Origin of the sequence: Streptomyces flaveolus, from assembly GCF_000716535.1 — a bacterium.
Taxonomy (GTDB): Bacteria; Actinomycetota; Actinomycetes; order Streptomycetales; family Streptomycetaceae; genus Streptomyces; species Streptomyces flaveolus_A.
Genome location: NZ_JNWV01000192.1, coordinates 1 through 263, shown reverse-complemented (window position 1 = coordinate 263; position 263 = coordinate 1). Strand labels below are relative to the sequence as shown.

General features: G+C 68.4%; 1 protein-coding gene. It reads left to right on the top strand.

All coding sequences use genetic code 11. The features are described 5' to 3' along the window. The coding region (locus OO52_RS45805; RefSeq protein ID WP_030941466.1) for a transposase family protein at positions 1–263 on the top strand (263 nt) is incomplete at both ends.

Below are 263 nucleotides of genomic sequence, written 5' to 3'. Positions count from 1 at the left end.
CGACCTGACGCAGATCCTTGCCCCGGACGGTGATCCCGGACGCGGGCGTCCGCCCCGGCTCGTCTTCCATGACCAAGTCCTGGCCACCGTTCTGCACCTTCGTGTCAACCTGGCCGCGGAACCCCTCGCCATCCTCTTCGGCAGCAGCCGAACCGCCATGCACGGCACCCTGCTGAAGATCAGGAAACTGCTCGCCGCACACAACATGAGCGTCCCGCCGGCGACCACGCCACCCGCTGCCCTCGCCACCCTCCAAGCCCGTG